Here is a 26,540-nt window from a genome sequence, read left to right as displayed (position 1 = left end):
CTATCTACCACCATCGACAATTAGCGACAGTGGAAAGCGTCGTCCACCTTGGGCCTGTAACAACACAGGGAAACCCAAATGGACTACTCTTTCGAAGCTTACAGCATTCCCGAGTTTTGCGCCGCTCATAGGATCAGCCGCGCGACGTTCTACAATCTCGTCAACGATGGTCATGCACCGCGCACCATGAAGGTGGGTGCCCGCGTCCTGATCTCTAGGGAAGCGGCGGCGGATTGGCGCAAAGCCTGCGAACTTGGCGCGGCCAAGGCGGAGGCCGCATAATGCAGTTCGATCTCAATCCCGACCAGCAAGTCCAGCACGCAGCCGAATGGCTCGCCGGTGGCGGCAAGACCGGCGCGGCAACCGTTCCTGAGTTGCGCAGCCGCTTCGGCATCACGGCACCCCAGGCAATCGAGGCCATTCGCCTCGCCAACGCCCTTCGTTTGGCGAGGGCGCATTGACGACCTTCATCGATGACATGATCGAAAAGGCCTCTTGGTTCATCGCCTATGCTGGCGAAGGCCGGACCCATTGGACCACGCGGGAGATGCTGGCGCAGCGCTTCAAACTGACACCGGACGAAGCGTTGACGTTGTTCAAGATCGTGAAGGGAGGCATCAGCAATGCAGACGCCTCTTGAAAACGAGGCCGCCGCCCCGATTGCAGTCGGGAACGGCGGCAAAGGAAGGTTGACGCGTAAGTCTAACGCCGACCGCATTACGCCGCAAGAGAGGTGGAAGCGCGCCAACCCGAAAAAAGTCTGGGCTCAACAGTCCTTGCGGAGTGCCTTGAAGCGGGGGCTGGTCATTCAGGAGCCGTGCAGGGTCTGCGGCAATCTCGATGCCGAAGCACATCATCCGGACTATGACCGGCCGATGGATGTGGATTGGCTTTGCCGGCGTGACCATCAGGCAGAGCATCGGCGCCTTCGGTGCGAGGCAGCCGAATGAGCGCCCGCAGCTTCACCAAGGTAGCGCCGGCCGTCTGGCGCTCCCGGCGGTTTATCAGCTTGCCGGACGAGGCGAAGGTGGGATTTCTCTATCTCCTCACCAATGCCCATGTGACGAGTGCCGGGGTCTACGACCTCCCGCCTGGGTACGCTTGCGCGGATCTCGGCTGGACTGATGCGGCGTATGAGAGCGCACTTCGCGAGCTGGTCGAGGTTGAGTTGATCGACCGCGACCGCGACGTGATCCTCATAGAACGCTGGTTCAAGCATAACCCGCCGACCAACGATGACCACGCCATAGGCACACGGCGCCGCCTCCAGGCAATCGAGAGCGACCGGTTGCGAGAGAAGGCCGTCGCGGGCTTCGATGAGGTCAACGCGGCTCGTATCGAACGGGAAGCACAGAAGGCAGCGGACAAGGCCGCAAAGGCCGCTGGAATGTCCAGATCGGTGGCTGAGACCATCGGAACCACTTCGCGTCTGATGGGCACTCGATTGATGCGGGGTGGCCAATGAGACCCTGTAGACACCCTGTAGTGACCCTGTGCACACCCTCTGTAGGGGTAGTTTTACACCCTGTGACAGGGTGTGCACACACCAAGACCAAGACCGAGACCTTAGACCGAGACCTGAGACTGGCTCAAATCGCAAAGGCCCAACCCGCCATCAGCGCCGCAAGAGGGCTTTGGAGAAAGAGGGAGCCAGGATCGAACGTCGGCTCGCGTCAGGAAACTCGCTGGCCTAATTGGAAGAACTGTATCAACGCCGAAATAATATCTTCCGCCGTTTCGGAATCGAGCTGCAACTCGATCACCTCGTCGTCGCCAATAAGTTCCACGCTGCCAACAAGCGGGTCTTTCGAGACGACTGTCAGATCGTTTCCTTGGTATTCGGCAGCCACGTTCGTCCTCCCTCAAAAGCTTGTCTGCGACGGCGGCCCCGACGAGCCTACATGTTGCTGGCTGCGTGATGCTGAGGCGGAGCCGGTCTGTTCCTGGCGGGCCGGGGTTTGATGTGAACCGGCCGATTGGCGAGTGTTTTCACCATCGGCGAGTTTACGTGCTGCTTAGCAGCTACGCGCTCGCGTTTCACCAGCTTGGCGACAAAGCTCCGCACCTCGAACATAAAGGGCTCCTCCCAGACGCCCTCCCGCACTGTGAAGCTACGCTTCTTCAGGACGTTCGCAAAGGAATTTCCCGACCGCCGGCTCGGCCCCCGAGTTGGTCAGCTGCCAAATGCCAGCCAGCGGCGAATGTGCCGCCGTCCGAAGCCTCCAGAGCCGCTTGCCTCAGCCATCCTGGCAACCGCTTTCTCGACCAGCCGAGCCGATGCATCCGTGTGTGCGGCTTGCTCCGCCAACTGTCGGCGAAGCGCCGATATCCTCTTTGCCCGATCTGTGTCGGGCATTTGGTCGGAGTGTGAAATTCGGAATTGTAGATCATAGCACCACCTCAGCCCATGTTGCCGGTCTTGATCTTCGTCAGGTGCTCTCTGGCTTCACAGACACGTCTGTGCGCGCCTCGTATCGTGTCACAGAGGGTAAGGTCGATGCCCACGCCGTAGCGCTTGTCCTGCATCCGCTCGACACGTTTGAGCTCGGATTCAGCTTGGCTCACGCTCAGCCTGGCCTTGGCAAGCTCCAGATCGAAAGTTCAAGCATTGTTTCGCGTCCGTTGGAATCCCTTCCATTAGGAAACCCTCATATTCTGCTTTGGTTCCTCGTTCCCTGCTTGCGATGGGGAGGAGTGTATGACACCGCTCGATCCGCAACTGGAAGCCTATGTCGCAGCTGCAGAAGCCGCGCTGGCGGACCTACGTCGCTATATCTGCCACGGCTCTTCCGGAGCCTGTCGGCAGCCGGAACCTGCGCCCCATTTCGAGCCGCAATTCCCTGCCGAGTGGCTTCTTCAGCCAGATATCCTGACACCGAAACAAGCTGGCCATCTGGCAAGGAGGTCTGAATGCACGATCACAAGGTGGTGCAAAGGCGGACGTATCGGGACAAGGTTTGGTGGAAGATACGAAACCAAGAAGGCGGAGCTTTTCGAATATGTCTCCAATCATCCGTGAACAGGTCTGTTCATGTTTTGCAGTTTCCGATGCAGGTTTGCAGTTTTCCCAAAATGACTGGCTGCGCCGCTTATCGTATATTCGGTGCATCGGAAACCGGAGCCTCACAAATGGACTTCAAAGCCTTCTTGAATTTGGTGCGCCGCCAAGCAAATACGGTCGGGGATCTAACGGCCGCCTTGGGGCAGATTGACATCGAAGGCGCCGAAGCAGCGGCTGAAGCACTGGAGGCAGAACGCAGGCGCATCTTGCTAGACGGAAGCGACAAACAGCTCTGCATGTAGTCAGATTGATTGCTGGTCTGACAGCCACATAGCGTGGCAATGGCACCAAGTGCCATCAACGTATTTATTTTCATCCCCGAGCCCTCCCAAGGCCAAGGATTAGCATCTCCTAAAGTTATTCCTTGTGCAAGGGTGCATGTCTACTCTGGTTAATCGGGGCTAGATCGACCCGCCGTGAATGAACGGCGCCCCAACTCTTGGCGGGTTCCCGCGTAGGAGTCCAGATCGGAACATTAGCGCCCTCTAACGGTTCACCTATGCAACGTGTTCCCGGACTCTATGATCGGTAAAGTGCGATGGCGCTGGTGTTGGCTTGTGATTTCGCCCACTTTCTCGGATTGACCGGGGACGAACTGCTAGTCGACGTCCTATCGGTCGCAGCGTGCTTGCTGTTTTTTGATACTGTGGCGCCCGGCCGCCCATATCGATAGGACGCGGCGTCGCGGTCGTTGCCTCATCGGTCCTGAAGCGGCGCACAGCAGTTTTGCGTCTAGCAACGCCTAAAGCGTGCGCCTGCAAACGCACGATATCCAATGCGCGACCGAGCGCTAGAATATCCGCCCTGTTGCAAAAGTAGCGCAGACTCTTCCTGAGAAAATGCGCAAAGCTACAAGTTGATGAATTTGGAGACGAAGGCATGAAACTCGCGCTCATCTGTTCCGTTGCGTTTCTGGCAGCTTCTTCTCCAGTCCTGGCTGCCGACTTCGTTGAGCCGGTCGCCGCGATGCCGTACTCATGGACCGGCTTCTATATCGGCGCACAAGTCGGAGGCGCCTGGAATGACAGCCGATGGTCGCCGGCAATCCCTCCGGGGAGCTTCGCTCCCTTCAATACAAACGGGTCCGGAGCCGTGTACGGCGGACAGATCGGTTACAACTACCAGATCAACCAATTCGTCATAGGCATCGAGGGCGATTTCGCAGGCTCTTCGGTAAAGGGCGATAGTCAATGTCCGGCTACGCCAGGGTCGGTCTGCCAGACCAAGCAGGACTATCTGGGTTCGGTGCGCGGACGCCTCGGGTACGCAATGGATCGGGTGCTTATCTATGGCGATGGCGGCGTTGCATTCAGCAAGTACAAGTTCGCGGAGACGCAGCTTTTGCTTCAATCCTTTGGGGGTGGGTCTCGGGTAGGTTGGACTGCTGGCCTCGGCGTTGACTACGCTTTCAGTGACCATTGGACCGCTGGCGTCGAATGGAACTATTACGATTTTGGCTCGAAAGATGGCGCCAGCAGCTTAGCAGGCCCGGCCTTCGTGCTCAGCGCTCGCGAGACCGAGAACACTGTCGTCGCCAAGATTAACTACAAATTCTGAGATGGTCAGCGCGAATCCAGGATAGAGTTTATTTCGTTCCGTGCGGGCCGAAGAAGCGTCGGTAGGACATCGAGGATCGCGGCCCAGGTGATCGTCATCTCGAAGTCGGCCGGCTAGCCGATCCATGCAAAGCAGCCCGCTAGGGCTACGCCCGGCGGGTTTTCGTGTTCGGGTCGGGAACAGCTCGACCAGTCGCAAGTTCCGGCCTAGGCGGCGGCGCGTCCGGGTCTTTCGCGACGCTGGCCGGCCCGCGCTCTACAGTGGGGTGGGGTGCGGGCCTCACTGGAACATACGTCAGAGTCAAAGGTTCGGGAGCCAGCCGGCTACTCCGGCGGGTCTCCACTTCTGTCAGCTGCCCGCTGGCTCCGGCCGGCGGGCATTTTGTGCGCATGTGGGAACTTGGTATTTCTCGGCAAGTTCGAAACGTGGCAGCTCCCCGCTGCTGGTCAGGATGTCCCCCCTGGCCGGGCCCGCTTCCCTGCCCGTACTGCCAGGAGGCGGGCCCACTGGGTGGCGGGCGTTCTGCATCTCGTTTATCATCGTCCTTCATGGGGATACTTCGACCACGGCAGAAGCCCAAAAAAGCTTACCCGAACAGCGACCGCTTCGCCGAAGACGGCCAGCGTCTTTACAGCGCGTATGCGCCAGCAGCAGCCCGCAAAGCGGCGCGTCGCAGGTATGCCAGGACTGGATCGGCGGGTCTCATCGCTGCAGCAATTGTGCTGGCGGCCATTTGGTGGTTCGTCTAGCTGGTCAGCTTCTCCACCGTGGCGATGATCGCTTTGGCCAGCGCCTCGGCCTCATGGATCGGGGTCGGCCCATAGAGCGCATTGACCATCTCTCGGCTAGCCAGCACGCCAGCCGGACAGGTCGCCTCGATTGCCATCCTGATCAGGCCAAGGGCCTCGTCACAGTCCTCGGCGGAGATCATCATCGAGGGCAGAGCGCGAAGCCGCTCGAATATCTCGGGCTCAGCGGTTTCCAAGCGCTTTTGCCTCTCGCTCTAGCGTCTCACGGTCGTTGCCGTGCTTCGCAATGAGGTCTCGCACCTCCGGCATGGTGAGCTGGAATTTCCGGGCGAAATAGGCGACCTCATAATCCTCTTCACCCGATACGCGGTTCCGATCGCGGGCATCACGCTTGCTCTTGTCGTCGGCCATTAACGTTCCTCCTGTGGCGAGATTCGCAACGTGCGATCGGTCGCTTTGTTTCGGCGTCGGCGTCTCCCTTCGGAACAATTTTAGACAAAGCTAATTGAGTCGAGGTTTTGCGAGTGTGTTCATGCGTCTGAAGTTCATTAAGCCGATGGAGCCCGAACTGGTCGATACCCCGCCCCAAGGCGATGAGTGGATCCACGAAATCAAGTTCGATGGGTACAGGACCCAGGTCATCAAGGATGAGGACGGGATTCGGCTGATCACCAAGAATGGCTACGACTGGACCGGCCGATATATCCAGCTTGCCGGCGAAGCAGCGGCGATCGAAGCGAAAGACTTCATCATTGACGGCGAGGCGATCACCATCAACGAAGCTGGCCTGTCTGACTTCCATGCGATGCAATCAGCCGTAACCAGCCGCACGCAGTCGCGCGACCTTTATCTGGTGGCGTTCGACCTCCTGCACCTCAATGGTCACGATTTGCGTGACATGCCGGTGGAAGACCGCCGCGACATTCTCCAGGCATTGATCCCGACCGGCGGCCGCATCCAGTTCAGCGAAGCCATGCCTGGGACCGGCGATGCCGTCTATCACCTTGTCGACCAAGCCGGCCTGGAGGGCATGGTTTCAAAGCGCAAGGACAGCACATACCGCAGCGGGCCGACGATGAACTGGCGCAAGATCAAGTGCTATGCCGAAAAGGAAATGGACATCATTGGCGTGCAGCGTGAGGCGGGGAAACCCGCGATGGTGCTGATGGCCGACAAAGGCCGTTATGCCGGTGGCGCCTTTGTCACCTTCAAGGCTGACAAACGGCAAGCGTTATGGGATCGCGTGCAGGGGAAGGTCGGCGGACCTGTTCCAAGGGGGCTTAAGAGCGACAAGGCAGAATGGCTGAAGCCGGGTCTGGTCGGCCGCGTGCGGTTCCTGAAGGGCGAGGAGAAGCTACGTCACGCCTCTCTGAAGGACTTTCGGGAAAAATAGGGACACTGTGCTTTGATAGGCAAGAACTGGACGCTTCAATCGCTGATAGACGCCAAGATGTGCGTCACTGCCTTTTGCCAGAACGGGGCCTGCAACCACTGCAAGACCCTACCGCTCGAAAAGCTACGCCACCGATTTGGACCGGACATGCCCGCAATGGAGTGGGATCTGAGGCCAAAGCTGAAATGCGACGTTTGCCAGTGCAAGACGGTCGGGCTGATCTACTCGCCCGATTCCAACAAGACGTCGGGCATGGGGCAAAACCTCTATGGGGACGCTAAGGGCGGCCGGTAATAAACGGGCGACCCGGCTGCCGTGGGGTGTTTTGGGTTGGAGGCCGGCAACCGGGCCATGCCGGCGATCCCTCCCGGCAAAGGGATCATGGCCTAATATTAGCAATAGCGCAAATATGGGCCGCTAGCCCGCTACAGCATGGCCTATGGCGATTCCCAGGCCGATAGCGAAGCCGAGGACCAAGTTCGCTGCCATCTTCAGAGCAAACGCGCTGTAGCGGCTTCCCTGGCCAGTCTGAGGGGCTTTCAAGGCGCTGGCGATGTCATCGAAAGCGTGTTCCATGCCTGGCAACATATACCCGGTGCGCGAATCTGTGAATCCCCGGTTTGTTCACGGCGAAACTGGAGCCGACGCCTGTCATTTGAGGATGAAGTAGAGTGGAATCAGAATAGAAAACGCAGCGACCGCTGTGAGAAATAAGTCTGTGATCATGCCATCGCCGTGCGCGATGACCCGACGCATCGGTATCACGCAGCCCCGCCCCAATTGTTGCCCTAACTGAGCAATCGCGCAATCAAGGCAGGAGTGCAAGCACTGACCAAAATTAGGCGGGGGAAAAGAATAGAGGCCTCGTTTATTGGGCAAGAACTGGACGCTTCAATCCGTCATTGGCGCCAAGTGTGCGTCACTGCCTTTTGCCGTAACCCCGCCTGCAACCACAGCAGGCCCCCACCGCTCGGAAAGCTGCCGGCGCCAGTGAAATTCTGTTGGCTCTGTATCTCAATCTGGTTGTCATCAGGCGACAGTCCGCTCGATGGTGATTTTCTTCCCTCGGGAAAGCGCGACCAGCAAACCGAGAATGATGTCGCCGAACACCCACAGCCAAAGCAGCATGCCAACCGCAAGTGTCCCGCCGATCGCAGTGCCAGCCTGTCCGGCTGCATCTGTTGTGGCTTGGTAGTGCTCGCTGGAAATCTTGATGGCGTAGAATATCCAGAGCCCCATCAGCGCGTTGAAGGCCAGGAACATCCACCAGAAAATAATTCCGAAGAAACCGCGCTTACGTTTCTCGATGCGCTCGATGTGCGGCATGTTTTCCCTCCCCCTTTTTGGTTAGTAGGACTCAACTGTTCCGTCTTGGTAGACCACCTTCTTGATTGCGATCTCGGCCGTTGCGGTCCCCGCATCCACCGGGCCAACCATCTTGCTGTAGGGATCGTCGTTAAGGAACTGGTTGTCCTCCCAAATTAGGAAGGTGGGGCTTGTCTCGGTCGCGCCCGGCCCGATGTTGACATCCAATTTACTGTCACCGCTTAGGACTACATCGCCGAACGCATCTTTGATGGACACTACCAAAGCCAGGGCCGATACTCTCTTGGCCGTTGAATTGGTAAATGACATATGCAGTTCAATCCGAGGGTTGAAAATCTGCTGTTCGTAATTTTTGGCTTGGATGTTGAATCGAGCTTTGGCGAGAGTAACGGGGGCCGCAGATTTTTGGCCTGTTTCTACTGATGGCGCGCTCGTTCCTAGGCCGTCGTAGCACGCCAGCCGGTCCGCGCCGTTTACCAACTGCCGACAGTTTTCGATGCCCTGAAGGGTTTGAGCTTCTGCATCGCCAGCGACAATCACTAGTGCAAACCACAGGAATTTTCCCCAACCCACAGCACTATGCTCCCCCAGTCAATCCGCCAATACTTGCGCAACTCCAGCACGCGTGCAAGCGAACTTGCGCCTTTAGGCCTTCCGAAGCCTCACGCCAGCGCCGCCGCCATTCTCAGGAATGAACTCGACCCCGGCCGATTCGAGTGCCGCGCGCATCTTGTCCACGCTGCTCAGGCGGGCGTCCTGTCCAGCCTCAAATCGATTGACTGTATTTCCCCCAACGCCAGCCGCCTTGGCTAGGTCGAGAGTGCTCCAATTGAGGGCGGCGCGCCCCATACGGCATTGTACTGGTCTCATGTGGTGTTTTTATCACCAAACGTTGTTGACAGCAAACCGGCTATGGCATTACCTTTAATGGTGTAAATATCACCATTTGGAGGCAACCACCATGCCGAACACCCATGTTCCGGCGGCCAGCGAAGCTATGCCTGCTGTCGAGGGAATGCACATCATCACCGGGCGATTTTCTCGCCGGCTCGTCCTTGCCGGGCTTGCCTCTCTGCCGGCCCTGGGAGCCGCTACTGCGGCTTCCACTGCCATCCGGATCAAAGATCCGCTGCTCGACTCCATCCGTGCCTATCGCGCCGGCCTTGCTGCCTTCAATGCAAGCACGCCAGACGACGACGATGCGGCTGACGCCTATGCCGCGATAACATACGAACGGCCATTCGCGGCACTTGAGAAATGGCATGAGCCAGCAAAGACGCGCAGCAGCGCCATAGAAGCGCTGAAGCTGATTGCCGAAGAGAATAGGGCATTTGAACGCAGCGGAATTGTCGACCCGCTCCTTACCGCAGCGTTGGCCTATTTCGAGGTGCAGTCATGAGCGCGCACCTCTCACGGCGCGCCGCCTTCGGCGTCATTGCCTGTCTGCCGGCCATAGCTGGCGCTACAGCGGCATTGCCGGCACCGCTGGCTCTTCTGATCACACCGCCCACACCGCCCACCAGGGAAAGCGCTCATGCCAAACTCGCGCGCCTCGAAGCCCTGTTGGACACGCTGCCGCCACATATCGCAGCCGCCTATCGTGCGCAGATGCATGAGTGGCTTACCCACATTGTATGGATGCAAGAGAGCGGCGCGCCTCGTGCTGATATCTTGGCTTACATTCGCAGCTTGAGGTACCACGATAAAGTCTTCGCACAATTCAAGGCGACACTGGGGACGACGCCATGAATGCCGGCATCACCGTGAGCGAACTGTTGAAGACTGTTGCCGTTCTTAAGCCGCTGGGTATGCCACTCGGCACCGATCCACGGACATGGCGGCAGGCGATCGAAAGGCAGTTGAACGATCTCCTCGACCGCGCCATGAGCCTCATCACGGCGCTCGACCTGATGGAGGTGGATTGCGATCTGGAAGACGGTGCCGACCTCGAACCTTGGCTTGGCTGGTGTGCGCTCGGCCCGCAGACCGTCAGGGGCTTTGATGATGGCAGGGGCAGCCCTTACGACGATCGGGAACAGGACGACTGCGACACTGAGGACGACGGCAACGAGGAACCGACGCTAGGCGCGCCGAACCGTCACCACAATCAAACCTGTTGGGCAGACGGCGCGCGTGGCGACCATGAGCGGGAGGTGTGCGTCGACAGCGAAATGGTCTTTGAAGATTAATCGAAATCTGTTGATCAATTTTGGCCCCGGCCGCTTCGGCTTCCGGGGCCTCAAGGGCCTCAAGGCTCCAAGGGCATCTCGTACCCGCATTCGCGGCACTTGAACAAATCGTTTTTTTCGCCGCTCACTTGATTGCTCAAAGGCTCCTTCTTTGCTCGCAATATCCAGCAGCGCGGGCATTGCGGCGTTTCCTCAATGACGGGGTGATATCTATGAACGCGAGCAGCCGCAGAGGCAGCGTAGTCGACGGCAGATTTTAGCTTTGCCCCCGTTTCATCGTGAAGCGCGAGCTTGCGCCGTAGTGCTCCGGCCCGCCTTTCCTCGGCGAAAGCCAACTCGCCGGCCTCGTGCGTGAGCGTCTCCCTAAAATCGACCATCAACCCCTAGAGCCCGAAAGAGAACACCTGGGGACTGCTCGTCTCATAGCCGAGGCGGGGCTTGGAATTACTGCCCATGTCCGTCTGTGGTGAATTGGCGGTTCCGGTAGCGGTGCAGTCAAGTTTGGCGGCTGCTGCCGCCTTGATCGACATGCCTGCACATGTCTTTTCGGCAGTGACTGTTGGCTTCTTCATCTCGTGCGCCATAGCGGCGCTCGACGCGGCAAGCACAATCGCCGCGCAAACGATAGCGGTTTTCATTGGAAGCCCTCTTTGTTAGCAAAAGCTAATAAGAAGTTAACGCTACGTAAGATCATCGTCAATTGTAGAATCGGCCCGCGAAGCCCCGTCATTGGTCCTACACACGAACAATTTCTGAGGAGACGTGGCCCCAGCCTAGTTGCAGGGCGGCTTCTGCGACGCGTCTTATATTAGCAAGAAACGATATGTTAACGGCTGTGACGCACCCTTCCACACACGGGACGGGAAAACCACCTCCCTCATCGACGTTACAACGCGCGCTCTGGACGCCGGAAAACGCTCGACCAATGCGGAGCAAACGCATGAGTGTCGTCGGAACAGCTCTCGAACAATTGCTGCGGTTGATTTATCGCCGAGCCCTTAAAATAGCGGCGTTTCCGGAGGATGAAAGGGATTCACACTACGATCTCATCCGCCTGTCATGTTGCGCAGCCGCCGAGCACATTGGGCAAAGTCCTGACGAGGCAGCAGTCACGGCAAACGATATGGTTCAGTTTGTTCGCGCACTGGTCGGAATCATTGAGGTGGGCGGCGGATCAGACCAAGAGCGAAGCGGCGATGGGCCTATGCGGACGCGACATTTTGGTAGCCGAGAGAATAGCACTACGCGCATCTAGCGTCTTCGCATGGACCGGCCGGCAAACGCGCGATTCTGGATGAATATTGGCCAAATCTTGGACAGGGCCGAAAGGTAACAGCTAAGTGCTTGATTTATCTGGTACGCCCAAGGGGAATCGAACCCCTGTTACCGCCGTGAAAGGGCGCTGCAAGGACAAGCTGCGCAGGAGTCGGTGTGTTGCCAGAAGAGGTGGGCTTCGAAACAAGACTGTTCCCGTGCTCCAGTTTTCAAACTGAACACTTGTTGTTCAAACGATCAGAATGCAATTTTTGCGCTCGAAAAGTTCGGTGTGCGCGCAATGGCCTTTCCTTACGGTTTAACGACCTTGCCCCGATATTTGGGGCGGAGCATTGTGAAAGCTGGTGCGGCAAAAATTCCGCCTGATGCGCAGTTATTTTCAAGGGGTATTTTGAAGGACATATGCCCCAAATTGATGGTGCCCTTACTGCAATTTGCTTCCGCACGAATTGCATCGCCGAGAAGGTCCGCTTTCGTCTGGCGAATGCACTCCTCAGGCGAGGCGAAGCCGCCTTGGTTCACATAGCCTTCATGGCATGCCTTGATGATATCCGGCTCCATGAATTTTGCCACGGCGCGTGCATGTTTGGTGTTAACACCGGTAATTTCGATGACTGTCGCAGGCGGCTCTACGCAGCTTCTCTGCAACTCTGCACCCCATGTCGGCGTTGCATTCATTTAGCTAATTGTAGCCTCGATTGGTAACCCAACGCCATCCGTTACGCGCATTGGTAACCCACCAGCGACAGGTTTGGTAACCGTCAACGAGCGACTACCGCTCCCACTCGGGGACGGTGAAACCCCGCAGATTTCTGACCGCGGCGGCGGCTAGACACACAGATCATTGATCGTTTCGTAATGGACCCGGCCTCTCCGAAGTCCGGATTAATTCCCGACAACGACAGATAATTCCCGACGCCATACTGGTATGGCGTCCCGAATTATCTGTCGTCGGTAGGGGCGAGAGTCCAGAATTATCTGTCGTTGGCCGGACTGCTAAGTGGATGATATCCCGCCGCTTTCGCCCGAAGAGGTTACCAATGCCCTTTGGACAATAGGTTACCAATGTGCCCCAACGACAATCAATTCCCGACTGGCCTTAAGGAGTTGTTTTGATTGAGCTTATTACGGCCAAGTTTGGGAACCTAAGGCCACCCCACAGGCGCATTGGTAACCCCCAGCGACAGGTTTTGGTAACCCTCATCGAGCGAGTGGCGCTCGCACCTTTCGGCGAATTCGTTTCAGTTCAGCTGCGGTCAGCAGATTCCCGTCTGTGGTGCGCATGACCAACCCGACAAGACGGCTCGCCAGACATTGGTCGTTAATCGTTTCGTCGATGCGATCTGCCTCATCGATCTCCTGGAATATCCGGAGGCGGTTATCAGCGATCCAACTGGCCCAGTCCCTAGCGGAGAGGTCATCGAGCTCACGACCAAGCGCTATTGCAGATTGCCTCCGCGAGTTGGTCTCGGACGATCTTCAAATAGCCTACACGTTCGCGATGTAAGCATATCCCCACAAAATTCTCAGGAATTGCCCCGCGTCGACGCCAGGTAGCTAGCTATGGGTGAGTGGCTGTCTACAGTTGAGTTTGCTGAGCTGGTCGGCATTAGGCGACAAGTCGCTCATCGCGCTCTTCGTCGGCGTCACTGGCGCAAGAATCCGCTCGAAGTGCGGAAGGTCAATGGTCGGCGCGGCGGGAACGCCGGAGAGCAATATCAGGTGAATTCCACGTCTCTGCCGCTCGAATACCAGCACCGTTTAGAGGTCTCTCAAACCCTCCTTGAAAACCACTCGAAATCAATCATCGACAGGACGGCAGAACACGCATGGTGGCTCGATTACCTGGGGCCAGCGCTTCAGCATCCAGCCAACTCGACTGCCCGCGCCGACGCCCTGGCCGAGCGAGCAGACAAGTCAACGCGGAACTGGAGGGTAGGGCGGTCAGCTATTCCCTGCGGACGCTACAGCGTCATGCCGCACGCTTTGACGAAGGCATGAAGGTCGGACGGCATGGTCGATCGGACAAGGGCAAGAAGCGTGTCGTCATAAGCCGGAAGTGGGACAGGCTCGTCCCGTTCGACGCCCCCACCAAGGCGAAAATCGCGGAGGACCTAAAACAGGAAATCCGCGGCCTGCTCAAAGGAGGCATGTCGTGGGGCCACACCCGAGACGCGCTATTTCAGCACGGCGCGCGGCCACATCGGCGGCAACCGAATGAGCAAGAAGCAGGAGGCGATCGGCAGGACGGTCGCTCCGTTCGGCGCGTTCGAAGATGTGGTGCCAGCCATAGAAGGCTTTGTGCGCACCTATAATTACACTGCACAGGGCAAGAAGAGCGCGCTCAAAGGTCTCTCACCTGAAGCCACATACCGCAAACACGTCGAGGCGGGATGGGCGCCGACTGCGATGAGCCGCGATGAAGTGCGCGCGGCATGTGCGCGAACCGAAGAGCGGTCGGTTGTTCAGGGTGCGATATCGGTCGGTGGCCGTCATTGGACATGCCCGGAATTGCAAGCTTACCAGTACGAGAAGATTTGGGTCCGTGTGCCGGCCTATCACACACCGGCCGAGTTGCTGTTGCTTGACCGGCATGGTGAACGAGTCGGCATAGCCTCTCCCGATGTCGAATTCCATCCGCTCGACAAGCGCGGCGCAAAAGCATCAGCCGAACGCGCAAGGGTGCATCGGCAGGCGGTGCGTGATCTCGATCGGTCAGCGCCTGATATCGACGTGGCTGCACGCCTGATCGCACGCGGCGAAGCCCAGCCTGACACGGTCCCCAACGAGCCTGTCGGCATCGTCTCTTACCATCCGGCGAAGCGGCCGGCGCGGATCGTAATGCCGAAGGGGGCTTCGACCTCCGAAGAGCGCCGACGCGAACAAGACGAGCGCATAGCCGTTCAGATGGACTTGGCGAAGAGGATCGTCGGATGACGTTTATCGAAACCCGCGCCGCGTTCACCGTACGGGCTGCATTCGATACGGCGGTCAAGAGGCGATATCCGGTGCTCGCGGTCGGCAAAGCCGGAGTCGGAAAGACTGTAGCGCTCAACTGGATAGCGGCGCAAAGCGGCGCTGCCTATTGTGAGGTTGCGCAGCATACCAAGGCTATCAGGCCGATGTTCCTGATGCTGCATGATGCCTACGGCGTCCAAAGCGACAGCAAGCACACATACGATCTTGCGAAGGATTGCATGAATTTTTTGGGCGCCCGATACGGCCCGACGCGTCCGTTACTGGTGGACGAATATCAGAACTTCACACCCACTGTTTTGCGGGAGCTGCTGCATCTTCAGGAGCGCTGCGGCTTCGCCTTACTGCTCGCCGGCAATACTCATCGGTTAGCGGCCACGAGGCGTGATACCCACGCTGTGGATCAGATCGAAAGCCGTATCGGCATGCGTTTCGAGATCGGGCAGCCGACGCGGGAGGACTGCGTGAGGATCGGCGAGGAACACAACGTTGAGGGAGCCGACGCCTACGAAGCGATAGTTATCTACGGTGAGAACACCTCCCTTCGCGCGCTTTGCCATCTCCTCCAGAATTGCGCTGCCGGGACCAGCGGCTTCGGCAGCATTCGTCTTCCCCGGATAGAGACCACGCTTCGCGGCATGTCGTGCGGCAGCGATGTGCTCAGGCTTCTACACGAGCGCCGAAACGCCGCCGCAGACGACCTCCGCAGCCCGGCTTAATTCCGGACAGCGACAGATAATTCCGGACGGCACACTGGTGTGATGTCCGGAATTATTTGGCATTTCACGGGGTTTACCAGTCCGGAAATATGGGTCGGCGGCGGGTGAACTATGTGATTGAAAAGAAGAGTTTTTCTGGCTGAGGGTAGGGGGGTTCCGACCCTAACATCGAGTTTGCCAATGGCCCCAATGACAGTTAATTCTGGATTGGCATTAAGTGATTGGATTCGCATAGAATATAACCGCCCTTATTGGTAAACCCGCTTGCGGTCGGCAACCAATTGGTCAACCCAAACCCCAGGATTGGTAAACCAAAGCAGCAGCCTTATCGGCCAAGATACGGCTCTGTACTTCCCCCACAACCCCTTGAGACAGATGACGTCAGAATCTCAGCGTAGGCACTTGCGCGCGACAGCGACGCCTTGACTAAATTCCGGACTGCGACAGATAATTCCGGACGCCACAGCGTCTCAACGGCGAGATCAAGCAGCGCACCGAGGTCGTCGGAATCTTCCCGAACGACGATGCGATCGTGCGCCTCGTCGGCACAATCCTGCTCGAGCAGAACGATGAATGGGAAGTGCAGTGGGCCAGATACATGTCCTAAGATTCGTCAATCTCCGGCCAATGAAAACTCGTTGGCGATGGTGACGTGGTGGTGAATGCGACCCTCGAAGTACCTGGACAACACAGCCTCTGTCGCGGCACGCGATTCAGCGCGTGCGGGGCTGGCCAAAGCCGCGTCGACGGCCGCCATATCTGGGTAGTTGATCGCCAGGATCATCGGAAATTCAGGCGCACCATCGTCGCGTTTTTCCGCGAAGCTGACTCGAACGTCGAGCGCGCCCGGGAAAGCCTTCCACTTCGGCAGAACCGTCTCAATCACGTCCTTGCGGAACGCTTCGATCTGACCTTCCTTCACTTTGCCTTCAAAGAACGCATAGCGCGTGATCATCTGCTCGGTTCCTCATCCTTGCGTTGGAAAAATTCCATCAGTGCCGCCTGGTCCTCGCCGCCCAGCCCTGCGGCCGTCAATAGCCGGTGCACCTCGGCGCAGACGGCCGTCAGCGGCATTGCGGTGTGCGTGCGCCGCGCCAGGTCCTGGGCGGCGTTGAGGTCCTTCACCATGTTGTCGATGCGGCCGGTTCGCCGGTAGTCGCGGGTGGCGAAGCGCGGCAGGTATTCCTGCAGGATGGCGCTGTCGGCGCGGCCGCCTTTCAGCGCCTGCGGGATCTTGAGCGCGTCGACGCCGGCGTCGAGCGCCAGCTTGGTCGCTTCGGCGACAGCCATGAAGTTCAGCGCGCACAGCACCTGATTGATCAGCTTGGTCGTCTGCCCCGCTCCGGCCGGGCCCATATGCGTGTAATTGGTGGCGACGTGGCGCAGCACCTTGTAGGCGTCGGCCACGTCCTCGGCTTCGCCGCCGGCCATCAGCGTCAATTCTCCGGTCAGCGCCTTGGGCGCGCCGCCAGACAGCGGACTGTCGACCCAGCGTAAACCCTTCTCGCTGACGTCAGCGGCGAGTTGGCGCGTCGCGTCGGGGTCGATGGACGACATGTCGATGATCAGCGTACCGGGCTTCGCCCCAGCCGCCACGCCGGCATCGCCGAACACGGCGCGGCGCACGATCGCCGCCGAATTAAGGCTAAGGATCACGTAGTCGGACGCGCCGGCGGCCTCGGCCGCGCTCGCCATGGCGGTCGCGCCTTTGGTGAGCAGCACCTCAACCTTGGCCTTGTCGAGATCGAACACGAAAAGGCGGTTGCCGGTGGCGAGCAGGCGTTCGCCGATTGCCCCGCCCATGGCGCCGGCGCCGATCAAGGCGACTGCGTTGGTCATGATGGTCGCTCCCCGAATTTCGCTGTTATGTCCGCAACAATCTCGTCGAGCGGCGCGTCGATCGGCACGGCGATCGCATTCTCGTCCTTGCCCGGCACTTCCAGTGTCGCGAACTGGCTGTCGAGCAGGCTGGCCGGCATGAAGTGGCCGGTGCGCTCATGCATGCGCTTCGAGATCAGCTCGCGCGAGCCGTCGAGATGGATGAACAGCACCGGCGCGCCCGCCTGCTCGGCGATGAAATCGCGATAGGCGCGCTTCAGCGCCGAGCAGCCGACGATGACCGGCGCGGGCCCTAGCCGCAGCGTTTCGCCCACCTTGGACAGCCATGGCCACCGGTCGGCATCGTCCAGCGGAATGCCGGCGCTCATCTTGGCGATGTTGGCCTCAGGGTGGAGTTGGTCACCGTCCACGAATGTCGCGGAAATAGCGCGGGCCAGCGCCACGCCGATCGTCGTCTTGCCCGAACCGGTAACGCCCATGACCACCATGCGCGGCGGCCCGTCAGATCGAAGCTGTGATGCCGCCATCGACATAGAGAATGTGTCCGTTGACAAAGGATGATGCGTCGGAGGCCAGGAAGACGCAGGCGCCGACCAGCTCCTCGACCTTGCCCCAGCGGCCGGCCGGGGTGCGCTTTTCGAGCCATGCGCTGAAGGCCGGGTCAGCGACGAGTGCCGCGTTGAGCGGCGTGTCGAAATAGCCGGGCGCGATCGCATTGCATTGCAGGCCGTGCCTGGCCCAGTCGGTCGCCATGCCCTTGGTCAAATTGCCGACGGCGCCCTTGGTCGCCGTGTAGGGCGCGATGCTCGGCCGGGCGAGCGCGGTCTGCACGCTGGCGATGTTGATGATCTTGCCGCGACCGCGCTTGATCATGTGCCGGGCCACCGCCTGGCCGACATGGAAGACGCTGGCGACATTGGTCTGCAGCAGGCGTTCGAACGCATCGGCGGGAAAATCCTCCAGCGGCGTGCGGAACTGCATGCCGGCATTGTTGACGAGAACGTCGATCGGCTCGCTGGCTTGCTCGAAGGCGTCGATTGCGGCCCTGACGGCGTCGTGGTCGGTCGCGTCGAAGGCAAGCGTCGCAGCGCCTGGAATCTGCCCAGCCGCAACCGTGAGCTTCGCCTCGTCACGGCCGTTGAGCACCACTCTGGCGCCGGCCTCGGCCAGCCCTTTGGCCAAAGCAAATCCGATGCCCTGAGAGGAGCCGGTCACGAGCGCGGTGCGCCCGCCGAGATTGAACAGATTGGATGACATTTTCCGATTGCCTCTCGTCGCTGAGCGTCTTATGTTATCGATAACATCATCTGTCAAGTCAAGTGGAGAGAATAGCGATGCAGCGGCCTCACATCCTTCAGGTTGGACCCTATCCGGCATGGGACGAGGAGCCGCTCAACGAAGCCTTCACGGTGCACCGCTATTTCGCGGCCGACGACAAGCAGGCTTTCCTCGCCGGGATCGGGCCGCAAGTGCGCGGCATAGCCACGCGCGGCGAACTCGGCGCGAACCGCGCCATGATCGAGGCGTGCCCTTCGCTCGAGGTTGTTTCCGTCTACGGCGTCGGTTTCGATGCGGTCGATCTCGCGGCATGCCGGGAGCGAGGCGTGCGGGTCACCAACACGCCGGACGTGCTGACCAACGACGTCGCCGATCTCGGCATCGCCATGATGCTGTGCCAGTCGCGCGGCATGATCGGTGCCGAACGGTGGGTGCGCGACGGCAGCTGGGCGGCGAAGGGGCTCTACCCGCTCAAGCGCCGCGTCTGGGGCCGGCGGGCCGGCGTGCTTGGACTCGGCCGCATCGGCTACGAGGTAGCCAAGCGTCTCGCCGGCTTCGACATGGACATTGCCTACAGCGACGTCGCGCCGAAGGATTTCGCCCCGGATTGGGAATTCGTCGCCGATCCGGACGCACTGGCCAGGCGTTCGGATTTCCTGTTCGTGACGCTTGCCGCATCGGCCGCGACGCGCCACATCGTCAACAAGGATGTGCTCGCGGCGCTCGGCGAGAACGGCATGCTGATCAACATCTCGCGCGCCTCCAACATCGACGAGGACGCGTTGCTCGATGCGCTCGAGACGAAGGTGCTCGGCTCCGCCGCGCTCGACGTGTTCGAAGGCGAGCCGAAGCTCAATCCGCGCTTCCTGGCGCTCGACAATGTGCTGCTGCAGCCGCACCATGCGTCGGGCACCATCGAAACGCGCAAGGCGATGGGCAAACTGGTGCGCGACAATCTTGCCGCCCATTTCGCCGGCCAGCCATTGCTCACGCCGGTGCTCTAGGCTTGTCTCACGCAGATTCGGACGGAAAACCGCTGCACATTGTTCCTGGAATTGCCCGAGGAGTTCGCTGACCATGAAGTCGATCGTCATCCACGCCGCCAAGGACCTGCGCATCGAGGACCGTCCGGTCGAGGCGCCGGGCCCGGGCCAGGTGCTGGTGCGTCTCGCCGCCGGCGGCATCTGCGGCAGCGATCTGCACTACTACAATCATGGCGGCTTCGGAACGGTGCGCCTGAAGGAGCCGATGATTCTCGGCCACGAGGTGTCCGGCGTCATCGAAAAGCTGGGTTCTGGCGTCAGCGGGCTCAAGCCCGGCCAACTGGTCGCGGTGTCGCCGTCGCGGCCCTGCTACAGCTGCCGCTACTGCCGCGAAGGGATGCACAACCAGTGCCTCAACATGCGCTTCTACGGCAGCGCCATGCCGTTTCCGCACATCCAGGGTGCGTTCCGCGAAATGCTAGTGGCGGACGCGCTGCAATGCGTCCCGGCCGACGGATTGAGCGCCGGCGAGGCGGCGATGGCCGAACCGCTGGCGGTTTGTCTCCACGCCACACGCCGGGCCGGCGAAATACTCGGCAAGCGCGTGCTGGTGACCGGCTGCGGACCGATCGGCCTCTTGTCGATCCTCAGCGCGCGGCGGGCGGGCGCTGCCGAGATCGTCGCGGTCGACATCACCGATTTCACCCTGGCGATGGCAATGCGCGCCGGCGCCGACAAGACCATCAACACAAAAACCGATCCGGAAGGGCTGGCGCCCTATCTCGCCGACAAGGGGACGTTCGACATCCTCTATGAATGCTCGGGGGCGGCGGCGGCGCTGGCGCAAGGCATCGCGGCGCTGCGGCCGCGCGGCACGATCGTTCAGCTCGGCCTTGGTGGTGCGGAGATGGCATTGCCTATGTCGGTGGTCACCGCCAAGGAACTGTCCATCAACGGGTCGTTCCGCTTCCACCCCGAATTCGCCGTCGGGGTCGAGCTGATGCGCAAGGGACTGATCGACGTCAAGCCGCTGATCACCCACACCGTGGCCTGCGACGAGGCCTTGTCCGGCTTCGAACTTGCCAATGACCGCAGCCGGGCGATGAAGGTTCAGATCGCCTTTTCATAAGCATCGCGGCGCGTTGCATTCCGCAGTGATATCGATAACGTACGGCGATGCAGCCTCCGCCCAAACGCCCAACCATGGCCGACGTCGCGCATCGCGCCAACGTCTCGACGATGACGGTGTCGCGCGCCTTCAAGAGCGACGCGTCGGTGAGCACCGACACGCGCGACCGCATCCTGCAGGCGGCGGAAGAGCTCGGCTATGTCTTCGACAGTATCGCCGCCAACCTGTCGTCGCGCCGCTCCGGTTTCGTCGCGGTGACGATCCCTTCGATCAACAACGCCAACTTCGCCGACACGGTGCGCGGCATGACCGAGGGCCTGCGTGACAGCGGGCTGGAGATCCTGCTTGGCTTCACCGACTACAATGTCGAGGAGGAGGAGCGCCTGGTCGGCCAACTGCTGAGGCGGCGGCCGGAAGCAATCATCGTCGCCGGCGGCCGGCACACGCCGCGCTGCCGCAAGATGCTGGAGAATGCCGGCGTGCCGGTGGTGGAGACCTGGGACCTGCCGGACGATCCGATCGGTCACGTCGTCGGCTTCTCCAACGCCGCGGCCGGACGGCTGATGGTCGATCATTTCATTCAGCGTGGCTACTCGAGGCTCGGCTTCATCGGCGGCGACACGTCGCGCGACACGCGTGGCCTCGATCGCCGGCGCGGCTTCGTCGCGGCCCTGCAGGAACGCGGCCTCGATGGCTCGCGCATCATTGCCTCCGGCGTGCCGCCGATATCGATGCGCGAGGGCGCCACCGCCATGGTCGAGATGATCTCGCGCTGGCCGGACACGCAAGCCGTGATGTGCGTGTCGGATCTTTCGGCTTTCGGCGCGCTGATGGAATGCGTGAGGCGCGGCATCCGCGTTCCCGACGACGTCGCGATTGCCGGTTTCGGCGCCTATGACCTCGCCGAACAGTCGGTGCCTTCGATCACCACGATCGATGTCGAGGCGCATGAGATCGGCATCCGTGTCGCCGAACTCGTGCTCGACCTGCTCAACGGGCGCCGGGCGCCTGACGACCGGGTGGTCGTCGGCATGACGCCGAAGGTGATCGCGCGTCATACGGCCTGAGACTGGGCAAAACAGAACGGCCGGCGGTTTTCCCGCCGGCCGTTGACCGTCCTGCCCGTTGGCAGAGGTACTCGTCGGCGCCTATTTGCCCCAGATCTTCTTGTACTGGTCGCGGTAGCCGTTGCCCGGATCGAACCGGTTATCCGGCCCGCCGTCGAATTCGACATTGTCCGACGTCACAACATGCAGCGGCGAGATGTAGCCGGACCATTTATCGCCGGCCATGGCGCGGTTGAGCTCATCGACGAGCTGCCAACCTTGCAGGTTCAGGGGTTCGGCAACCGTCACCTTCTGGAACTGGCCGGAGCGGATGCGCTGGTAAGCCGATTCGGAACCGTCGCCTGCCGCCACGTTGATCGGCGCGTCGGTGCCGGACTTTCCGGCCGCCGCCAGTGACGGTCCCATGAAGTCGAAATAGAGGTCGTTGATCGCCAATGAGTGAGTCCACTGGTCGCCGTATTTCTGCAGCAGCGAGGTGGTGAGCTGCGGCATGCGTTGCGAGGTCTCGGCGATTGGCGTGTCGACATATTCGAGCACTGTGCCGCCGAGATCCTCGATTTCCTTCTTCATGCGGTCGGCCTTGGCGATGGCGATCTGGTAGGTCGAGTCGGTGAAGATGATGACGCCGGGCTTGCCCTTGGCGTCGACAAAAGCCCAGTCGGCGGCAGCCTTCGACACTTCCATCGGATCGGTCGAGACGTTGGCGATGATGCCGAGATCGTCGATCGGACCGACCGTCGGCGCCGCATGCCATGCCGCCATCGGAATCTTGGCCGCCCTGGCCTGCTCCAGCGCCGGCTTCTGCTCGACGGCATCGAACCCGTTGATAATAATGCCGTCGGGATTGAGCGCCAGCGCTTGGCCGAAGGCCGCGGTGCGGCCGCCGATGGAGCCGGCGCCGTCAAGTGTCTTGACGGTCCAGCCGAGGGCTGCCGCTGCTTCCTCGACGCCCTTGGTGACGCCAAGGATGCCGCCGTTCTTCATGTCGGCGCCAAGCACCACGATCGTCTTGCCGGCCGCGCCCTTCGGTCCGGTCGTCGGGCCATCCCATTTGTCGACCTTACTGGCATATTTGCCGACCACTGCCTTGGCGTCGGCCATCGGGTCGGCCCGGGCGGTCGAGGCGATACTGAGCGCCAGGCAGGCGACGCCGAGCTGAAGGACTGTTCTGCGATGCATGTTTCTTCTCCCATTAAGCATTGTAGGTTTTCTTTGTTGGTTGGTGCGCGGGTGATTGGCCGGTGGATGGCGGCGGCACGACAGCGCCGCGGCGGCGCTGCGCGTAGCCGGCGATGCCGATCGCCACGACCAAGGTGACGCCGTTGAAGAGCGGCTCGACCCAGAACGAGCCACCGAACTGCTGGATGCCGGAAATGCCGGCGGCGAGGATGACGACGCCGATGATCGTGCCCCAGACATTGACGCGGCCGGGTTTGATGGTGGTCGATCCCAGGAAGGCGCCGACCAGCGCCGGCAACAGATATTCAAGGCCGACGCTGGCCTGCCCGATGCGGAGCTTGGAGGCGAGCAGCACGCCGCCAAGCGCCGTCAGCGCGCCCGAGGCGACGAACGCGCCCATGACGAATTTCTGCACCGGTATGCCGTTGAGCGCTGCAGCCTTGGGATTGGCACCGATAGCGTAGAGGTAGCGGCCGATCGGCATGTATTCGAGCACAAGCCACATCACCAGTGCCAGGACGATCACGTAGTAGCCAGTGATCGGCAGGCCGAACAGCATCGTCCCGTTGAGGGCGAGGAAGCCTTCGGGAAGCACGCCGACAACCTGCCGGCCGCCCGTGTACCACATGGCGAGTGCATAGAGCACGGTGCCGGTGCCGAGCGTGGCGATGAAGGAATCGATGCGTGCCACCTCGACCAGCAGGCCGTTGATGAAGCCGGTCACGACGCCGAGCAGCAGGACGATCAGCACCGCGATCGGCCAGGGGATGCCGAAGGCGGTCTGCAGGCTGATGGCCAGGATATGCCAGAGCACGATGCCGTAGCCGACCGTCAGGTCGATGCGGCCCGAGGCCATGGGGATCATCGCCGCCAGCGACAGCAAGGCGATGATCGCCTTGTCGGAGACGATGGAACGCAAATTCAGCAGCGTCGGGAAGGTGCGCGGCAGGAGCAGCGAGAACAGCAGGATGAGCAGCAGCGTCAGGATCGGCAGGCCGTAGACCGGCAGGTAGCGCGCCGCCTTCTGGCCAAGGCTGAGCCCTGAGAGTTCCGAGCGGGTCGGCTCCAGCGCCGTCGATTTGATCGAGTTCATGGATACTCCTCAGGCGGCTTCGGACACGGAGGCGGCATGGATAAGCGTAGCAGTCGTCAAGGCATCGCCGGCCAGTTCGCGCACGATGCGGTTGTGCGAGAAGACGAGCGCGCGATGGCAGATATGCGCTACTTCCTCGAAATCGGTGGAAACGACGACGACCGCCAGTCCGGCTTCGACAGCTGCCGCGATCAGCCGATAGATTTCGGCCTTGGCGCCGACATCGACACCCGCCGTCGGATCCTCGGCGATCAGCAGCTTGCGACCCGTCGCCAGCCAGCGGCCGACGACCACCTTCTGCTGGTTACCGCCGGAAAGCGCCTCGATCGGCAGGTGCGGGTCGTTCGGCCGCAGCCCGAGCCGGGTACCGAGCTCCTGCGTCAGTTCGCTTTCCCGCGCCGGCGTCATGAAGGAGAAAAGCCCGCGGCCGACGGCGGACGGATTGAGATACATGTTTTCGCGCACGGACAGCGACAGCGCTACCGACTCCTCGGTGCGGTCGCGCGCAATCAAGCCGACACCGGCGGCAAGGGCCGCACCGACCGAGGACAGGTCGAGGCGTTTGCCGTCGAGTAATACAGTGCCGTCGAAAGGCTCGGCGCCAAACAGCGCGCGGCCGACGGCCTCCTGTCCAGCACCACGCAGGCCAACCAGTCCCAGAAGTTCGCCAGACCGCGCCTCGAAGTGGACCGGTCCGACATTGCCGCAGCGCAAATCCTCGACCTTCAGCCGCTCGGGTCCGTCCTGCCAGCGCGACTTGGCGAACATCTGGTGCGCCGGGCGGCCGACGATGAGATCGACCAGTTCCTGCGGCGTCGTCTCGGCGACCGGCTTGACCGCCACCATGCGGCCGTCCCGCATGACGGCGACCCGATCGGCAATGCGGAACACTTCATCCAGGCGGTGCGAGACATAGATCATGCCGACGCCGCGCTCGCGCAACGGTCGCAGTGCCTGGAACAGGCGTTCGACCTCATCCGCGGGCAAGCTTGCCGTCGGCTCGTCGAGCACCAGCACGTCGGCTTCGGTAGCGAGCGCGCGGGCGATGGCAACCAGCGATTTCTCGGTGCGCGAAAGATCCTGGACGCGCGTCGCCGGATCGAAGGCGCAGCCGACCAGGGCCAGGGCGCTCTCGGCACGACGCTCGGTGTCGCGCCAGTCGATCAGGCCCGAGCGGCGCGAGAAACCCTGCGCCATGCCGACATTCTCGGCCACCGTCATCCATTCGATGAGGCCGAGATCCTGATGGATGAAGGCGACCTTTTGCGGCAGGTTGGGGCGAGGCGGGCGGTGATGATAGTCCTCGCCGCGAAAGCGGATCGCGCCCTGGTCGCGCTTGTAGATGCCGGCCAACGTCTTGATAAGAGTCGATTTGCCGGCGCCGTTCTCGCCCAGCAGCGCAACGATCTCACCCTCGTGGATGTCGAGCGAGACCGACTTCAACGCCAGCGTGCCCCCGAAGCGCTTGGAGATGTCGATGAATTCTATGAGCTTGGGCCGCATCCATGGCCCTCCCAAGCCAAACAAACGGATCTGAATTGGCACTGATGTTATCGCTAACATTTTTGCGGGTCAAGTCTTGAAAATGGCTCGCCCCGAAGGCTATCGATAGCTCCGGTTTCGCAGAGGATGAGGCATGTTCGGAGACATAGAGGGCACTGGCTTCGAGGTTCTCGACGAGCGGTTCGAGAGCTGTTTCGTCGGCCATGTGGCGGTCGAGCGGCTGTGGACGGGCGGGCGCTGGCTGGAAGGTCCGGCATGGTTCGCGGCCGGGCGGTATCTGGTTTTCTCGGACATCCCGAACGACCGCATCATGCGATACGACGATACCAACGGCGTGGTCTCAGTGTTTCGTGCGCCCTCCAGCAACGCCAACGGCAACACAGTCGACACGGAAGGGCGGCTGGTCACCTGCGAGCATCGCGCGCGACGCGTCACCCGCACCGAGCATGACGGATCGATCACGGTGATCGCCGACCGTTTCGAAGGCAAGCGGCTGAACTCGCCAAACGACGTGGTGGTGCGCTCGGACGGCACTGTGTGGTTTTCCGATCCGCCCTATGGCATCGCGACCGACTATGAGGGCGACCGCTCCGAGCAGGAGATCGAGGGCTGCCACGTCTACCGCGCCGACCCCCTAACGGGCGAGGTGGCGCGGGTCGTCTCGACGATGGCCAAGCCAAACGGTCTCGCCTTCTCGCCGGACGAGGCCATCCTCTATGTCGGCGACACCGGCATCACGCACCAGAAGGACGGGCCGCGGCACATCCGCAAGTTCGCCGTCGAAGATGCGACGGTCGGGGAACTCGGCGTTTTCGCAACTTGCACGGCCGGCCTGTTCGACGGGTTCCGCGTGGACACAGCGGGCCGCATCTGGGCGGGCGCTGGCGACGGCATCCACTGCCTCGATCCCGACGGCACGCTGATCGGCAAGATCCGCATCCCAGAGACGGTGGCGAACCTGACCTTCGGCGGCGCCAAGCGCAACCGCCTGTTCATCACCGCGCGCCAGTCACTCTACGCAGTCTTTGTGGTCGCCAATGCGGCAGCACGAGCATGAGGACGAAGAGGATCCTGGCTCAAGGTTCAAATGCGCTTCCCTTCTGACGTTGGCCGATAGTCCCAGTCGCTCAATGGCGGAGGCTATGTTCCTCATTTGTGCTCGAGAATCGCACAAATATGTGACATGGTGTGATGTCCGGAATTATTTGGCATTTCGTGGGGTTT

Annotated in this window: 35 protein-coding genes and 1 pseudogene; 21 read left to right on the top strand and 15 right to left on the bottom strand. The window is 60.8% G+C overall.

Features of this window, described 5'->3' with window-relative positions; translation table 11 throughout:
* The first annotated feature begins 78 nt into the window (after positions 1 to 78).
* The 5 genes from FJ954_RS24770 to FJ954_RS24750 are packed head-to-tail and all read left to right on the top strand — an operon-like array spanning position 79 to position 1,465.
* Positions 79 to 282, top strand: coding sequence for a helix-turn-helix domain-containing protein (locus FJ954_RS24770; RefSeq protein WP_140663848.1), 204 nt, complete (start codon positions 79 to 81; stop codon positions 280 to 282).
* Positions 282 to 461: a hypothetical protein gene (locus FJ954_RS24765; protein ID WP_140663846.1), complete on the top strand. Its 180-nt coding sequence runs from the start codon at positions 282 to 284 to the stop codon at positions 459 to 461. The genes FJ954_RS24770 and FJ954_RS24765 overlap by 1 nt, the downstream gene beginning before the upstream one ends.
* Positions 458 to 640: a hypothetical protein gene (locus FJ954_RS24760; protein ID WP_140663843.1), complete on the top strand. Its 183-nt coding sequence runs from the start codon at positions 458 to 460 to the stop codon at positions 638 to 640. The genes FJ954_RS24765 and FJ954_RS24760 overlap by 4 nt, the downstream gene beginning before the upstream one ends.
* On the top strand, positions 624 to 950 hold the full coding sequence (locus FJ954_RS24755) for a hypothetical protein (RefSeq protein WP_140663841.1): 327 nt from the start codon (positions 624 to 626) through the stop codon (positions 948 to 950). Before FJ954_RS24760 ends, FJ954_RS24755 begins: the two co-directional genes overlap by 17 nt.
* Positions 947 to 1,465, top strand: coding sequence for a hypothetical protein (locus FJ954_RS24750; RefSeq protein WP_140663838.1), 519 nt, complete (start codon positions 947 to 949; stop codon positions 1,463 to 1,465). Before FJ954_RS24755 ends, FJ954_RS24750 begins: the two co-directional genes overlap by 4 nt.
* Positions 1,466 to 1,673: 208 nt before the next feature.
* Here the strand turns inward: FJ954_RS24750 and FJ954_RS31725 are convergent, their stop codons facing one another.
* The gene (locus FJ954_RS31725; protein ID WP_181177916.1) at positions 1,674 to 1,850 is read right to left on the bottom strand and encodes a hypothetical protein; all 177 of its coding nucleotides are present in this window, start codon (positions 1,848 to 1,850) and stop codon (positions 1,674 to 1,676) included.
* Between the two features lie 550 nt (positions 1,851 to 2,400).
* Positions 2,401 to 2,565: a hypothetical protein gene (locus FJ954_RS24745; protein ID WP_246671866.1), complete on the bottom strand. Its 165-nt coding sequence runs from the start codon at positions 2,563 to 2,565 to the stop codon at positions 2,401 to 2,403.
* Positions 2,566 to 2,698: 133 nt separating this feature from the next.
* Between FJ954_RS24745 and FJ954_RS24740 the strand changes: the two genes are divergently transcribed.
* From FJ954_RS24740 to FJ954_RS24735, 3 genes are all read left to right on the top strand, one after another.
* A complete protein-coding gene (locus FJ954_RS24740; RefSeq protein WP_140663832.1) occupies positions 2,699 to 3,019 on the top strand; it encodes a helix-turn-helix domain-containing protein in 321 nt (106 codons plus the stop codon).
* A 110-nt stretch (positions 3,020 to 3,129) separates the two neighbouring features.
* A complete protein-coding gene (locus tag FJ954_RS31720; protein WP_181174549.1) occupies positions 3,130 to 3,303 on the top strand; it encodes a hypothetical protein in 174 nt (57 codons plus the stop codon).
* Between the two features lie 637 nt (positions 3,304 to 3,940).
* The gene (locus FJ954_RS24735) at positions 3,941 to 4,618 is read left to right on the top strand and encodes an outer membrane protein (RefSeq protein ID WP_140663830.1); all 678 of its coding nucleotides are present in this window, start codon (positions 3,941 to 3,943) and stop codon (positions 4,616 to 4,618) included.
* A 745-nt stretch (positions 4,619 to 5,363) separates the two neighbouring features.
* Here FJ954_RS24735 and FJ954_RS24730 read toward each other — a convergent pair.
* On the bottom strand, positions 5,364 to 5,603 hold the full coding sequence (locus FJ954_RS24730) for a hypothetical protein (RefSeq protein ID WP_224720462.1): 240 nt from the start codon (positions 5,601 to 5,603) through the stop codon (positions 5,364 to 5,366).
* Entirely contained in the window at positions 5,590 to 5,778 is a 189-nt protein-coding gene (locus FJ954_RS24725; RefSeq protein ID WP_140663827.1) for a DUF3606 domain-containing protein, read from the bottom strand. Before FJ954_RS24725 ends, FJ954_RS24730 begins: the two co-directional genes overlap by 14 nt.
* A gap of 121 nt (positions 5,779 to 5,899) precedes the next feature.
* Here FJ954_RS24725 and FJ954_RS24720 point away from each other — a divergent pair, with 121 nt between their 5' ends.
* Together FJ954_RS24720 and FJ954_RS32150 are read left to right on the top strand one after the other, a co-directional pair.
* Positions 5,900 to 6,760, top strand: coding sequence for an ATP-dependent DNA ligase (locus FJ954_RS24720; RefSeq protein WP_140663824.1), 861 nt, complete (start codon positions 5,900 to 5,902; stop codon positions 6,758 to 6,760).
* Positions 6,761 to 6,907: 147 nt separating this feature from the next.
* Positions 6,908 to 7,054: a hypothetical protein gene (locus tag FJ954_RS32150; RefSeq protein WP_246681144.1), complete on the top strand. Its 147-nt coding sequence runs from the start codon at positions 6,908 to 6,910 to the stop codon at positions 7,052 to 7,054.
* 735 nt (positions 7,055 to 7,789) lie between these two features.
* On the opposite strand, the gene FJ954_RS24710 is transcribed toward FJ954_RS32150, so the two are convergent.
* Both FJ954_RS24710 and FJ954_RS24705 read right to left on the bottom strand, forming a co-directional pair.
* Positions 7,790 to 8,086: a hypothetical protein gene (locus FJ954_RS24710; protein ID WP_140663821.1), complete on the bottom strand. Its 297-nt coding sequence runs from the start codon at positions 8,084 to 8,086 to the stop codon at positions 7,790 to 7,792.
* A gap of 21 nt (positions 8,087 to 8,107) precedes the next feature.
* Entirely contained in the window at positions 8,108 to 8,659 is a 552-nt protein-coding gene (locus FJ954_RS24705) for a hypothetical protein (RefSeq protein WP_140663818.1), read from the bottom strand.
* A 388-nt stretch (positions 8,660 to 9,047) separates the two neighbouring features.
* On the opposite strand from FJ954_RS24705, the gene FJ954_RS24695 reads away from it, so the two are divergent.
* The 3 genes from FJ954_RS24695 to FJ954_RS24685 are packed head-to-tail and all read left to right on the top strand — an operon-like array spanning position 9,048 to position 10,275.
* Positions 9,048 to 9,485, top strand: a complete 438-nt coding sequence (locus FJ954_RS24695) for a hypothetical protein (RefSeq protein WP_140663812.1) — start codon at positions 9,048 to 9,050, stop codon at positions 9,483 to 9,485.
* Positions 9,482 to 9,835, top strand: a complete 354-nt coding sequence (locus FJ954_RS24690; RefSeq protein ID WP_140663809.1) for a hypothetical protein — start codon at positions 9,482 to 9,484, stop codon at positions 9,833 to 9,835. Before FJ954_RS24695 ends, FJ954_RS24690 begins: the two co-directional genes overlap by 4 nt.
* A complete protein-coding gene (locus tag FJ954_RS24685) occupies positions 9,832 to 10,275 on the top strand; it encodes a hypothetical protein (protein WP_140663806.1) in 444 nt (147 codons plus the stop codon). The genes FJ954_RS24690 and FJ954_RS24685 overlap by 4 nt, the downstream gene beginning before the upstream one ends.
* Before the next feature lie 383 nt (positions 10,276 to 10,658).
* On the opposite strand, the gene FJ954_RS24680 is transcribed toward FJ954_RS24685, so the two are convergent.
* Together FJ954_RS24680 and FJ954_RS24670 are read right to left on the bottom strand one after the other, a co-directional pair.
* Positions 10,659 to 10,913: a hypothetical protein gene (locus FJ954_RS24680; RefSeq protein WP_140663803.1), complete on the bottom strand. Its 255-nt coding sequence runs from the start codon at positions 10,911 to 10,913 to the stop codon at positions 10,659 to 10,661.
* Positions 10,914 to 11,841: 928 nt separating this feature from the next.
* On the bottom strand, positions 11,842 to 12,228 hold the full coding sequence (locus FJ954_RS24670; RefSeq protein ID WP_140663801.1) for a hypothetical protein: 387 nt from the start codon (positions 12,226 to 12,228) through the stop codon (positions 11,842 to 11,844).
* An 885-nt stretch (positions 12,229 to 13,113) separates the two neighbouring features.
* On the opposite strand from FJ954_RS24670, the gene FJ954_RS24665 reads away from it, so the two are divergent.
* The 4 genes and pseudogenes from FJ954_RS24665 to FJ954_RS24650 all read left to right on the top strand — a co-directional run.
* Positions 13,114 to 13,551, top strand: coding sequence for a hypothetical protein (locus tag FJ954_RS24665; RefSeq protein ID WP_140663799.1), 438 nt, complete (start codon positions 13,114 to 13,116; stop codon positions 13,549 to 13,551).
* A 216-nt stretch (positions 13,552 to 13,767) separates the two neighbouring features.
* The gene (locus FJ954_RS24660) at positions 13,768 to 14,487 is read left to right on the top strand and encodes a hypothetical protein (protein WP_140663797.1); all 720 of its coding nucleotides are present in this window, start codon (positions 13,768 to 13,770) and stop codon (positions 14,485 to 14,487) included.
* A complete protein-coding gene (locus tag FJ954_RS24655; protein ID WP_140663795.1) occupies positions 14,484 to 15,245 on the top strand; it encodes an ATP-binding protein in 762 nt (253 codons plus the stop codon). The genes FJ954_RS24660 and FJ954_RS24655 overlap by 4 nt, the downstream gene beginning before the upstream one ends.
* A 463-nt stretch (positions 15,246 to 15,708) precedes the next feature.
* Positions 15,709 to 15,852 (top strand): annotated as a pseudogene (locus FJ954_RS24650) (transposase); the annotation flags it as partial.
* 6 nt (positions 15,853 to 15,858) lie between these two features.
* Here FJ954_RS24650 and FJ954_RS24645 read toward each other — a convergent pair.
* From FJ954_RS24645 to FJ954_RS24630, 4 genes are read right to left on the bottom strand one after another with little or no spacing between them, the layout of a single operon-like run.
* On the bottom strand, positions 15,859 to 16,200 hold the full coding sequence (locus FJ954_RS24645; RefSeq protein WP_140663793.1) for a hypothetical protein: 342 nt from the start codon (positions 16,198 to 16,200) through the stop codon (positions 15,859 to 15,861).
* Positions 16,197 to 17,084, bottom strand: a complete 888-nt coding sequence (locus tag FJ954_RS24640) for an NAD(P)-dependent oxidoreductase (RefSeq protein WP_140663792.1) — start codon at positions 17,082 to 17,084, stop codon at positions 16,197 to 16,199. Before FJ954_RS24640 ends, FJ954_RS24645 begins: the two co-directional genes overlap by 4 nt.
* Complete coding sequence (locus FJ954_RS24635; protein WP_140663790.1) at positions 17,081 to 17,617, bottom strand: gluconokinase; 537 nt, start codon at positions 17,615 to 17,617, stop codon at positions 17,081 to 17,083. The genes FJ954_RS24640 and FJ954_RS24635 overlap by 4 nt, the downstream gene beginning before the upstream one ends.
* On the bottom strand, positions 17,586 to 18,341 hold the full coding sequence (locus FJ954_RS24630; protein ID WP_140663788.1) for an SDR family oxidoreductase: 756 nt from the start codon (positions 18,339 to 18,341) through the stop codon (positions 17,586 to 17,588). The genes FJ954_RS24635 and FJ954_RS24630 overlap by 32 nt, the downstream gene beginning before the upstream one ends.
* Before the next feature lie 77 nt (positions 18,342 to 18,418).
* Between FJ954_RS24630 and FJ954_RS24625 the strand changes: the two genes are divergently transcribed.
* The 3 genes from FJ954_RS24625 (at position 18,419) to FJ954_RS24615 (ending at position 21,541) form a co-directional block, all read left to right on the top strand.
* Positions 18,419 to 19,366: a 2-hydroxyacid dehydrogenase gene (locus FJ954_RS24625; protein WP_140663786.1), complete on the top strand. Its 948-nt coding sequence runs from the start codon at positions 18,419 to 18,421 to the stop codon at positions 19,364 to 19,366.
* Between the two features lie 73 nt (positions 19,367 to 19,439).
* Complete coding sequence (locus FJ954_RS24620; protein ID WP_140663784.1) at positions 19,440 to 20,474, top strand: L-idonate 5-dehydrogenase; 1,035 nt, start codon at positions 19,440 to 19,442, stop codon at positions 20,472 to 20,474.
* Positions 20,475 to 20,548: 74 nt separating this feature from the next.
* Complete coding sequence (locus FJ954_RS24615) at positions 20,549 to 21,541, top strand: LacI family DNA-binding transcriptional regulator (RefSeq protein WP_140663782.1); 993 nt, start codon at positions 20,549 to 20,551, stop codon at positions 21,539 to 21,541.
* A gap of 81 nt (positions 21,542 to 21,622) precedes the next feature.
* Here the strand turns inward: FJ954_RS24615 and FJ954_RS24610 are convergent, their stop codons facing one another.
* Genes FJ954_RS24610 through FJ954_RS24600 form a run of 3 tightly spaced genes read right to left on the bottom strand, consistent with a single transcriptional unit; the run spans position 21,623 to position 25,316 of the window.
* A complete protein-coding gene (locus tag FJ954_RS24610) occupies positions 21,623 to 22,720 on the bottom strand; it encodes a substrate-binding domain-containing protein (RefSeq protein WP_140663781.1) in 1,098 nt (365 codons plus the stop codon).
* A 13-nt stretch (positions 22,721 to 22,733) separates the two neighbouring features.
* Entirely contained in the window at positions 22,734 to 23,813 is a 1,080-nt protein-coding gene (locus tag FJ954_RS24605) for an ABC transporter permease (RefSeq protein ID WP_140663779.1), read from the bottom strand.
* A 9-nt stretch (positions 23,814 to 23,822) separates the two neighbouring features.
* Positions 23,823 to 25,316 carry a sugar ABC transporter ATP-binding protein gene (locus FJ954_RS24600; RefSeq protein ID WP_140663777.1) on the bottom strand — a complete coding sequence of 498 codons (1,494 nt, stop codon included), beginning with the start codon at positions 25,314 to 25,316 and terminating at the stop codon, positions 23,823 to 23,825.
* Positions 25,317 to 25,449: 133 nt separating this feature from the next.
* Between FJ954_RS24600 and FJ954_RS24595 the strand changes: the two genes are divergently transcribed.
* On the top strand, positions 25,450 to 26,373 hold the full coding sequence (locus FJ954_RS24595; RefSeq protein ID WP_140663775.1) for an SMP-30/gluconolactonase/LRE family protein: 924 nt from the start codon (positions 25,450 to 25,452) through the stop codon (positions 26,371 to 26,373).
* Positions 26,374 to 26,540 lie beyond the last annotated feature (167 nt).

The organism is Mesorhizobium sp. B2-3-15, from assembly GCF_006442875.1.
GTDB lineage: Bacteria > Pseudomonadota > Alphaproteobacteria > Rhizobiales > Rhizobiaceae > Mesorhizobium > Mesorhizobium australicum.
Note: the sequence above shows the minus strand (reverse complement) of the source record. Positions and strands in the feature narration are given on the sequence as shown.